The 10924-nt window shown below is 56.9% G+C and carries 6 protein-coding genes; 3 read left to right on the plus strand and 3 right to left on the minus strand.

Annotated features, from left to right (window positions below; genetic code table 11):
- The first annotated feature begins 724 nt into the window (after window positions 1-724).
- The 3 genes from Q1A59_RS14555 to Q1A59_RS14565 all read left to right on the plus strand — a co-directional run bounded on the left by Q1A59_RS14555 (window position 725) and on the right by Q1A59_RS14565 (window position 6148).
- Window positions 725-3208 (plus strand): vitamin B12-dependent ribonucleotide reductase, encoded by a 2484-nt coding sequence (locus Q1A59_RS14555; protein ID WP_298405246.1) that lies wholly within the window; start codon window positions 725-727, stop codon window positions 3206-3208.
- Window positions 3209-3346: 138 nt separating this feature from the next.
- Complete coding sequence (trpD, locus tag Q1A59_RS14560) at window positions 3347-4369, plus strand: anthranilate phosphoribosyltransferase (RefSeq protein ID WP_298405249.1); 1023 nt, start codon at window positions 3347-3349, stop codon at window positions 4367-4369.
- An 81-nt stretch (window positions 4370-4450) separates the two neighbouring features.
- Complete coding sequence (locus tag Q1A59_RS14565; RefSeq protein WP_298405252.1) at window positions 4451-6148, plus strand: TrkA family potassium uptake protein; 1698 nt, start codon at window positions 4451-4453, stop codon at window positions 6146-6148.
- 44 nt (window positions 6149-6192) lie between these two features.
- Here the strand turns inward: Q1A59_RS14565 and Q1A59_RS14570 are convergent, their stop codons facing one another.
- From Q1A59_RS14570 to Q1A59_RS14580, 3 genes are all read right to left on the minus strand, one after another.
- The gene (locus tag Q1A59_RS14570) at window positions 6193-8358 is read right to left on the minus strand and encodes a glycosyltransferase family 39 protein (protein WP_298405254.1); all 2166 of its coding nucleotides are present in this window, start codon (window positions 8356-8358) and stop codon (window positions 6193-6195) included.
- Between the two features lie 52 nt (window positions 8359-8410).
- Complete coding sequence (locus tag Q1A59_RS14575) at window positions 8411-10021, minus strand: amidohydrolase (RefSeq protein WP_298405256.1); 1611 nt, start codon at window positions 10019-10021, stop codon at window positions 8411-8413.
- 139 nt (window positions 10022-10160) lie between these two features.
- On the minus strand, window positions 10161-10924 hold a 764-nt coding region (locus Q1A59_RS14580), incomplete at its 5' end, for an AEC family transporter (protein ID WP_299645170.1).

A 10924-nucleotide genomic window follows, 5' to 3' on the forward strand; every position in this document is an offset into this window, starting at 1 on the left:
CCCCCTCCCCCCTGTGGGCGAGGGTGGTGTAGGGGCCGTTCCGTCGGCTACGATTACCCATCCCCCTCCCCCCCTGTGGGGGAGGGGCTAGGGGTGGGGGCCTGTCGGGCTAGGGGTGGGGGGCCCGTCGGGCCGGGGGGGCCTGTCGGGCCGAGGGTGAGGATCCCCCACCCCTCTCAGCGGATTGAGAGAGGCGGAATTCATTCCGCCCTACAGGTGACCATCCCCCTCCCCCCTGTGGGGGAGGGTGGTGTAGGGGCCGTTCCGTCGGCTACGATTACCCATCCCCCTCCCCCCCTGTGGGGGAGGGGCTAGGGGTGGGGCCTGTCGGGCTAGGGGTGGGGCCTGTCGGGCTCGGGGTGAGGGCCCGTCGGGCCGGGTGGGCCTGTCGGGCCGAGGGTTCTGTAGGGCGCCTCGCCCTCGCGCAATCACCGGGCGTGCCGTTCCCTTTCGTACCTTCTGCAAATTACGGTCAAGTTGTAAATAATTTTGTAACCTTCTTTCTGCTTGACACAACACTGATCTCTGTGCTACACTAGCGGCGCGTGCGCGAATACCAAGATATGCACCCTACCACTCATCGTACACACTAGATGTAGTATTTGCTTCTAGTACGGTCTTTCCGCGTCGTGATGGAAGTTAAAATAACTCTTTACACTTTTGGGTGTCCTATCCCGGTTTCTCCGCGTGCCGATGGTTTGTCCAACAGAGGAGTATTCTAGCAATGACGAAACGAGAGCTTGTCCCTGCTAACCTGACCGACATTGCCCGCACGGTGTTGAAGAAGCGCTACCTGCTGAAAAATGAGCACGGTGATGTGATCGAGACGCCAGAGACGATGTTTTGGCGGGTGGCCGAGACGATTGCCGCCGTCGATGCGCGTTATGGCGCTTCGTCCGAGCAGGTCGAAGAGCGGGCCGAGCGCTTTTATCACCTCATGGCGCAGGGCTATTTCGAGCCAAACAGCCCAACACTGATGAATGCCGGACGGCCGCTCGGTCAGTTGAGCGCCTGTTTTGTATTGCCAATCGAGGATAATCTGACCAGCATCTACGAGACGCTCAAGCATCAGGCGCTGATCCATCAAAGCGGTGGCGGTACCGGCTTTAGCTTTTCGCGTCTGCGTCCACGCAATGATGTTGTGCGCAGTACAATGGGGGTGGCGAGCGGCCCGGTCAGTTTTATGGATGTCTATAACCATTCGACCGAGGCGATTAAGCAGGGTGGTACCCGCCGCGGCGCGAACATGGGTATTTTGCGCTGCGACCATCCTGATATTCTGGAGTTTATCACCTGTAAGCGTGATACGACCAAGATTACCAATTTTAACATCTCAGTTGCAGTTACCGATGCCTTTATGCGCGCGGTCGATCGCGATGAGGAGTATGATCTGATCAATCCGCGCACCGGCCAAGTGCATATTGCCTCCCGTGAAGGACTGAAGCATCCGCTGACCGGTGAGGTTTTGGTGCAGCCCGGCCAGCCGATGCGTCTCCGTGCGCGGATGGTCTTTGACCTGATCGTGGAGTCGGCCCACGCCACCGGCGAACCCGGCCTGTTCTTCATCGACCGTGCCAATGAGTATAATCCGGTGCCCCATCTCGGTGAGTATGAGGCGACCAATCCGTGCGGCGAGCAGCCATTGCTGGCCTACGATGTCTGCAACCTCGGCTCGGTCAATCTGGGCAAGTTCGTCACTCCCGACAAGCAGATCGATTGGGAACACCTGCGCGAAGTGGTGCATGAGAGTACCCGCTTTCTCGACAATGTGATCGACGCGAACCATTATCCGCTCGAGCAAATTACCCAACTGAGCCAGCGCATCCGTCGGATTGGGTTAGGGGTGATGGGTTGGGCAGATATGTTGGTGAAGTTAGGTGTCCCTTACAATTCGCATGAGGCGATTGAGCTGGCGCGAAAGGTGATGCACTTCCTCGACGAAGAGAGTAAAGTCGCTTCCGAGCAGTTGGCTCGCGAGCGCGGCCCCTTCCCCGAATGGGAGTTCAGCATCTGGGGGCCGGACGATACCTGTGCCCGCCGACCTGACGGGTCGCGCATTCGTCCGCAGCGGCTGTTGCGTAACTGCAACGTGACTACTGTTGCTCCTACCGGTACGATCAGCATTATCGCTGGCTGTTCGTCGGGGATCGAGCCGCTGTTTGCCATTGCCTTCTGGCGTTATCAAGCTGATACCCGTATGCTTGACATCAACCAAGACTTTGTTGCACAGGCCAAGCGTGAGGGGTGGTACAGCGCCGAGCTGATGGAGCGGATCGCTGATACCGGTCACATCCACCATCCTGAAGTACCTGCCGAGGTACAGCGGGTCTGGGTAACCGCGCACGACATTGCGCCTGAGTGGCACGTGCGTATGCAGGCAGCGTTTCAAGAGTATACCGATAGCGCAATTTCCAAAACGATCAATTTCCCGCACGAAGCGACGCCCGATCAGGTGCGTGAAGCCTACGAGTTGGCCTTCCGCCTCGGTTGCAAGGGCATTACCGTCTACCGCGACGGCTCGCGTGAAAATCAGGTGTTGTCAACCGGTTCGACCGGTAAGAGCGAGCACAAGCCGGCTGAGCAGCCAGTCGCTGCTCCAGCGCCGGTGGAACTCACCCCGCGCCCGGTGCCTGCTGAGGGTCTGCCTAGCCACTCCTTCCCGGTGGTGACGCCGCTCGGCAAGCTGCGCCTGTTCGTCACCGAGCTGGAGGGTAAGCCGTTCGAGGTCTTTGCTATCATTGGCCGGGCCGGGAGCGATGTCACTGCCTTTACTGAAGCGATCGGGCGGCTGATCTCGTTGGCGCTGCGTTGTGGCGTGCCGGTCAAGTTGATCGCTGAGCAACTACGCGGGATCGGCGGTTCGCGTTCGGCGGGCTTTGGCCCGGATCGGGTGCGCTCGGTGCCCGATGCGATCGGTAAGGTGCTGCTTGATCACTACGTGAAGGGTAACGGGAATGGCAATGGGAATGGCAATGGGAATGACAGCAGCGAATACACGTTTGCCAGTGACTATAGCAACGGTGTTGTCGATGTGCCTACGCCGAAAAAGCAACCACCGATACCGATGACGCCGGTGATGCAGTTGCTGAAAGACCCAATGCATACTGCGCTGGAGTCGGGTGAGATTTGCCCTGAGTGCCAGAATGCGTCGATGCTGAACGAAGAAGGTTGCCGCAAGTGCCATTCGTGCGGCTATAGCGAATGTTAACAATCGCGTAGGATGAGGCAGGGCCGCACGCTGGTGCGGCCCTTTGCCATTGACCGTAACGCGCTGCCTCGTTACAATACAATCGCAACCTGTACAGACGCCCAGCAGTGCGTCTCCTGCGGCTCTGAGGAGTATGCAATGAACATTCGCGAGGCGATTGCCGCGGTGGTCGCGCGGCGCGATCTGACGCAGGCCGAAGCGGCCAGCGTGATGGAAGAGATTATGAGCGGGACGGCGACGCCGGCCCAGATTGGCGCTTTCCTGACCGCGTTGCATATCAAGGGCGAGACCGATGCCGAGATTGCCGGCATGGCAGCCGTCATGCGCGAAAAGGCGACTCACGTCTATTTCGATGGGCCGGTGATCGATACCTGTGGTACCGGCGGCGATGGTGCGCATACGTTTAATATCAGCACGACAGCAGCGTTTGTGGCGGCTGGCGCTGGCCTAACAGTGGCCAAGCACGGTAATCGCGCGATGTCGAGTGTGTGCGGTAGTGCCGATGTGCTAGAAGGGCTTGGCGTACAGATCGAGCTAGACGCCGAGGGAGTGGCGCGCTGCTTACGTGATGCCGGTATCGGCTTTATGTTTGCCCCCAAGTTCCATCCGGCGATGCGGTTTGCCGGGCCAGTGCGGCGCGAGATCGGTATTCGCACCGTGTTTAACATTCTCGGCCCGTTGACCAACCCAGCCCGCGCCCGCTATCAAGTGTTAGGGGTGGCGAGTGCAGCGCTGGCCGAAAAGCTGGCTAACGCCCTCAGCCGGCTCGAAACCGTTCACGCGCTGGTCGTGCATGGCGATGGCGGTGTTGATGAGTTAACCCTTTCCGGCCCCAACCTGATCTTCGAGGTGCGGGCCGGGCAGTCGCCACGCCAGATGATGGTCGCACCGGAAGATATCGGGTTGGCGCGCGCGCCGCGCGAAGCGTTGCGCGGCGGCGATGTCGCCTATAATGTGGCGATTGTGCGGGCGATTCTGAGCGGAGAAGAGCAGGGGCCACGTCGCGATGTGGTGTTGTTCAATGCCGCAGCAGCGTTAGTTGCCGGCGACCTCGCGCCCGATCTGGTCACCGGCGTCAAAATGGCGCGGGCCAGTATCGATAGCGGACGGGCGCTCGAACGGCTCAATCGGATGATTGCGGTCAGTCGCGGCGAGGCGTAATTGGTGATGTGCAATGCAACGGTGCAAAGGGTGTCGCTAGCACCGTTGCGCCTTCGTGTTTGAATAGAGACAACCATTGCTATGGCCCAAGACATCCGTCTCACCCGCCTACGCCGCCGCCGGTTTGCCCTCTGGCGATTGATCATTGCCAACATTATCGATGACCTACGTATTGTGCGTGAGGCATGGTTCCCGATTACCGCTCTCATGTTAGTGTTGGCGAGTTGTACCATCTACATGCGATGGTTTTATCTGCCGGAACGGCTTGATGTTCCGCCTGATACCGCGTTTGCGCTCTTCGAGACGCTCAAGTTACTGGTGTTTCAAACCGATCTCGATCTGCCTGATGAATTGACTGGGCGTATACTCTTCTTTCTGACCCCGCTGCTTGGTCTCTTCTTTCTATTACAAAGCGCAGTTGACGTGGGCCGTTTGTTAGTTGACAAACGCGCCCGCCCCGAACGTTGGCAAGAATCGTTGGCCATTACCTATCGCGGTCACATGATTGTCTGTGGTCTTGGACGGGTTGGCTATCGTGCAGTGCTCCAGTTGCTCGATTGCCGCCGTGAGGTTGTGGCCGTTGAAATGAATCCGTACTGTGAATTTATTCCTATCCTTAGTAGTTTGGGAGTACCGGTAGTACGCGGCGATGCTCGTGATCCGGCTGTGCTAGTGCGGGCCGGGCTGAAGCGGGCGCAGGGGCTGATTGCCACCATCGACGATGATCTGAAGAATCTCGAGATTGCGCTAGCAGCGCGCCGCATTCGGCCTGAATTGCCAACGGTGCAGCGCATCTTTAGCCGTGCCCTCGATGCTCGTATCGAACGTACCTTTGGTCGCAATTCGGCGTTTAGCCCGGCGGCCTTGGCTGCGCCAACATTTGCTGCCGCTTTGCTCAGCTCGAATGTGCGCTACGTGCTCGATCTACCAGCCGGTTTGCTCGGAGTGGCTTATCTCACCGTCAGTAATGATAGCCCGTTAATTGGGCCGGTGGCCGATCTGGAAGCTCGTTTCGGAGTGCGTCGCTTGCCCGGACCAAATGCCAATCTGCCTATTTTGCCCAGTGAAGAGATCGCGCTGGTTGGCCCGCTTCCCGCACTTGAGGCTGTCCAGCTAGCTAATCATCCACGCCCAAAGCCGAACGTTGATCGGCTGATCGTGTGTGGCTTGGGGAAAGTTGGTACGCAAGTGGTGCGCCTGCTCAATCGGCGCGAGCCACGTCCGCCGCTGACCGTCATCTGCACGGTTGAGACACCGCAACGCTATATCGAGGCGCTGACCGGGCAAGGGGTGCAGGTACTGCGCGGCGATGCGCGTGATCCAGAATTGTTGCGTGAGGCAGGTATTGAGCAGGCGACGGCATTGGCCGCGCTCTATAGCGATGATCTGCTTAATTTGCAGATCGGGCTAGCGGTGCGCAGTATGTACCCTGATGTGCATTTGGTACTGCGCGTCTTTAGCGATGTGCTGGCTGACCGGCTGGCCGATCTGTTCGGCATTCGCACCGCCTTTAGCACCTCGGCGCTAGCCGCGCCCAGTCTGGTGGCGGCGGCGCTGTTGCCGGATGTTGAATCGGCGTTTGACATTGGTGATCAATTGCTAGTTGTACGCCGCCAAGTGGTCACCGATCGTCGAAGTGGGAAGACGGTTGCTGATCTGCGTGCTGCCGGTCAGTTGCCGTTGAGTCTGCGCCGCAGTGGAGAATTTCAATGGTTGCCGCCCGATAATCTGGTGATTGAGAGCGGAGATGAGGTAGAGGTGTTGACCTATTTGATGTAAGATATACGAACAGTGTCTTGCTTTTAGTAAAAATGTTGTTGTGTTTATGCTTTTTTTGAAGTTAAGTTCCAAAGTAGCCATGTTATGCATCCGGCAAGAAATGACAAATAACCTAATAAAGATAATGATGTAGTGATTAAATTACTAGACAAGATATCTCCTATAAAACCGGTTTGGAAAAAGGTGAAGATATCGAATGTAGGTAAAGTGAAACGCGTCAAAAACAAGTCAGTTATACTCGTGCGCTCAAGTCCATACGCTGTTGTCCCTTCAGGAAAATAGCCGAGAGTGATCCGGATCAACAACATCAACATCCATCCGCAGCTTGCAAGTGCTCCAAAAAGTGCCAAACCCGTCCAACGTCGCTTAGCCAAAGCATCAATGATAGCGGCAAGGCCAATTGCGTACCACACGGCTAAGCTGGTCAGCCGGCGGGCGCCGAACGTACCGCTGCCATGCCAATCGGTCAACCAACCGTTGAACGTAATGTACAACAATGCGCTACCGAGCAACGAAATACCTAGTATCGGGCTGCGGCGCGCGAGCAACACTAATCCTATGAGGCCTGCCATAGCGGCTGGCGACCATTGCACGAGACCGAAACGAGCAAAGAAAAGTTCAAGAATATGCAGTTCCTGCCAATTAATGCTCGGTGTAGCCTCCGGCTTGATAAATGGTGATCCGTAAATAATCTGCCATATTATGATTTGGGGGCTAAATACTATCAAAGCCGTTAAACCGGCAATGAAGATACCGATCATCATGGGTCGCCATTGGTGAGGAGTATGGCGTGTCTGCCACAGCAAATAGCATGTGCCGATCACAGGAATGATGAGGAGTAGAACAGTGGCCCAATATGTGATTGCGACTAGACCAGCCGCGACGCCGAGCGTGAACCAACGCTTGTAGCTCGGTTGTTCTTGCACTCGGATCCAAGCTAAGACCATAAAAGCGCAAGCAAATGCGTTGAGTGCGTGAGCAAACCCACCTTCGCGCATACTATAAAACCAAAGCGTGCTGCCAAAAAAGGCCGTCAGTGCGCCGAGGGCGCTTTCTATGGGGCTAAACCAACGCCGGGCACAATAGTACGCGATGATGGTGGTGCCAAACCCAAAGAGCGCGCTTACTAAGGTAGCGGTTGCAATGGCGCCAATATCGTGCCCGTCACCTCCGAAGAGCCACCGATATCCAGCTAGTGGTAGTATCCAAAATAATGATGGACCAACTGACCAAGGATTATCGACAAATCCGCGACTGGTGAAGCGGATTGGCATTTGGGGGGCAAGTGCAGCGAACGTTTCTTCCATGCCAAGATCGCCGCGATAGATAATAGCGCGAGCATATGCATAGTAGCCTACTCCGTCGCTTGAAATGTATGGAAGAAACGTCAGCACGATCGTAATGATGCCAATTCCTGCTAACCATCCGACAATAATCCGATCAGTGTGAACGTAAGAAGATAGCCACCGTTTGCCGCTCCGATATACGATGATGGTGAGTAGAAACACAAAACTGATATTAGATACCCACCATGCTATCTCTAACCGCCACTCTGGATATATTGATCCTGTAATGATGACCCCTAAAAGAATAATTGGTGTCAAAAATAGTTGATAACCATTATTGTTCGTCAAACCTGTCCAAGAGATGCCGGCGAGTGCGAGCGGAAGAAATGGCGCGAGAAAGAATGTGGCGAAAAGATCGCTAACGTTTGTCGCTATCATATGTAGTTTTGTCTGTAGGAGTAATATGCCCAGCGAGCGCGGGTCATTGTGGGCATATAAGGGGGGAAATATGCTTAGAGCAAGCTCGCATTGACCGGGTTTGATCATCATCTGATAAAGCCGCTGGCCCGGAATAATAGCGACCTGTAAAGGCGGCTGGTTGCATATCTTCAGGGTCAAGGTTGCAAGGTCAGGTCGCGCGACTTTGAGATACAGAAGTGCTGGTCTCTCCGGTGGGATTGGCCAGAATTGCAGTGATGCCCCTTGGTCGGGTGTCCAACGGAAGGTTATGTTCTGGGTAGCAGAACGTTCACGCGCGTAACATCGTTTGACGTAACTGCCATCACTTGCTGTGCCAATGGTAGCGCCTTGAGACGATATGGCTTGCGTTTGCCAAACAGCACCGAGCATAATACTCAAAACAGCCAATATTAGAGCAATAGCTTTCGCTTTATTTTCAATTAATCGAGAGTATAATCTTATCATATCATTGTTTCGTCAGTTTTTTTGATTTGAAATTTGATTCAAGTACGTAATATCACCTTTCAAACACTACCTTCCCTCCCACCATTGTCAACATCACCTGCGCCGCCGCGATCTGGTCAGGTGGGCCGCAAGTAATGTCACGGTCTAGCAGGACGAGGTCGGCTACATAACCGGGTGCTAGCCGGCCCAATTCGTGTTCGCGGAAGCCGGCGTAGGCGGCCCATGTGGTATAGCCAGCTAATGCTTCAGCTACCGTCAGCCGCTGATCAGGAAAATCGCTCTCTAGCGGGCTGAGATCGAGCTTGCCCCGCGTGCAGGCTACCTGTATCCCACGGAGTGGATCGGGATCGGCGACCGGCCAATCGCTGCCGAGTGCCATCTGTGTGCCAGCACGAAGAAGATCACGCCATGGAAAGCCAAACCGGTGGCGTTGTGGCCCTACCAATCGCCACCACGGGTTAGCTAGATCCATACCGAAATCGACATGCAACGGCTGCACTGAAGCAATCACGCCAAGGGTGGCAAAGCGGGGGATATCCGTTGGATCGACAATCTCGGCATGTTCGATCCGATGACGGGCGTCGCGTCGGCCATTAACCCGTTGGGCAGTAGCAAAAGCTTCGAGGGTCTGGCGCACACCGCCATCACCAATGGCATGCACACAGACCTGTAACCCGGCCGCGTCGGCGCGCGTGATGAGATCAACGAATTCTGCCGGGTCGTAGTTGGCAACCCCGCGCTCGCCGCTGCCATCGGCATATGGTTCGATCATCAGGGCCGTTTTGGCTTCAACCACTCCGTCGACAAACAGCTTAACCGCATCGGTCTGCACGAAAGGATGCGGATGATGGTGGGCATCGGCGGCCCACGCTGCGATTCGATCTGGATCAGTCCCCGGTGACAGCGAGAGGGGCACGCGGATGCGCAAGGTTAATTCACCCGCAGCCGCCAGCTCGCGGTAGCGGGTACGTTGCGCTTCATCGCCGTCCATATTGTGGACGCCGGTTAATCCCAGCGCTGCCAGCTCGCGCAGCGCGCGACGCAGCAAATCGCGCAGCTCAGCTTCGGTCGGCGGCGGGACGCAACGCCGCACCAGATCCATTGCTGGTGCTTCGCGCAACTCGCCGCTAGCCCGCCCGTCTGCACCCATCACTACGGTGCTAAATGGATGGCCCGTTTCCGCTCCGCCCAAGATGCCCGCAATCTGCAAGGCAACCGTATTCGCCCACGCTGTATGCCCGTCAAAGGCGGTCAACAATACCGGTCGGTCGGGAACGACTGCATCGAGTAAGCGCCGGTCAGGCACCTGACCATCAGCAAACAACCGATAGCGCCAACCGCGTCCGATTAGCCACGGCAAATGCGGGTGGGCGGCGGCGTAAGTTGCTAGCCGGGACTGCAACTCGGCGACGCTCTGGACATCTTCGAGGCGCAGCACCCCTAACGCGCGCGCCCCATTGTGCAGGTGGAAATGACAGTCGGTCAAGCCGGGTAGCGCCAACATCCCGTCGCCATCAATCACAATCGTTGTTGCGCGTTGCCACTGGGTCGCATCGCGGTCAGGGCCAACCCAAATGATGCGCTCGCCGCTGATAGCGATCGCATACCGCCCGGCTTGTCCGGCCAAAATCACATTACGCAGCAGCAAATCAGTTAGCGGCATAAGATTACGTCATACGGGCAACGCGCTGCTCTGCCCCTCGTGCCCCGTCAAGAAACCGTCTGGGCGCAGTGCGCTGCTCTGCCTCTCTTGCCTTATCAATAGCCGGTATGGTAGCGCACTGCGCCCCTACGGTGATCTTTTATCGCACCAAGCTCAACAATACACTCAACGTCACCAAACTTGCAAACGACGACACCACCACCGTACTCACCACCAACTGCGGGCGAGTATCAAACTCAATCGCTAGAATAGTTGTATTCACCGCAGTCGGCATTCCGGCCATCATCACCCCCACCCCTAGCGCAATGCCGTCCATACCGAGCAAACGGGCTAAGCCAAAGGCGAGGATCGGCGACACGATCAGACGGATCGCAGTGGCAAACGCAACCATCGTTGGCTGCACAATCGGCGCGCCGGCCCCCAATTGCACGCCGAGGATGAGCAGCATCACCGGTAGCGCCGCCTCGCTGAGCAGTGCCACCCCTTCAAACAAGCTGCGGGCAATGCCGGTGGCTTCCGCCGGATGAAACCCGATCCCACGCAATGCCAACGCGCCAGCCACCGCATAAATCTGCGGCATGTGGGTGAGGCGGTCAAACACCTGCCGCCATGCCTGTTTGCGGCCGCCAGCCGCGCCGGCAGCCGCCACCCCGACTCCTAGCGTCTGCGCCATGATGGATTGCATGATAAAGTAAAACACCCCTAACGTAAAGCCAGACTCGCCGAAGGCGAAGCGCGACGCCGGCAAGCCATAGTTACCCGAATTCATAAACATACTGGTCAACAACAGCGCCGTCACCTCTTTGCCCTTCAGTCGCAAGACCAACGCGCACAGCCAGACCGTCAGCGCCATCAGCGCCAGCACTCCCACCGAAAAAAAGAGCATGCGCCCCGCGTCAGGTC

Origin of the sequence: uncultured Chloroflexus sp., from assembly GCF_937951745.1 — a bacterium.
Taxonomy (GTDB): domain Bacteria; phylum Chloroflexota; class Chloroflexia; order Chloroflexales; family Chloroflexaceae; genus Chloroflexus.

What these genes read in the sequence shown, in the direction of transcription:
- Q1A59_RS14575 (WP_298405256.1), bottom strand. Translation starts at nt 10,021, where the DNA reads ATGCCGCTAACTGATTTGCTGCTGCGTAATGTGATTTTGGCCGGACAA.
- Q1A59_RS14555 (WP_298405246.1), top strand. Translation starts at nt 725, where the DNA reads ATGACGAAACGAGAGCTTGTCCCTGCTAACCTGACCGACATTGCCCGC.
- Q1A59_RS14565 (WP_298405252.1), top strand. Translation starts at nt 4,451, where the DNA reads ATGGCCCAAGACATCCGTCTCACCCGCCTACGCCGCCGCCGGTTTGCC.
- Q1A59_RS14570 (WP_298405254.1), bottom strand. Translation starts at nt 8,358, where the DNA reads ATGATAAGATTATACTCTCGATTAATTGAAAATAAAGCGAAAGCTATT.
- trpD (WP_298405249.1), top strand. Translation starts at nt 3,347, where the DNA reads ATGAACATTCGCGAGGCGATTGCCGCGGTGGTCGCGCGGCGCGATCTG.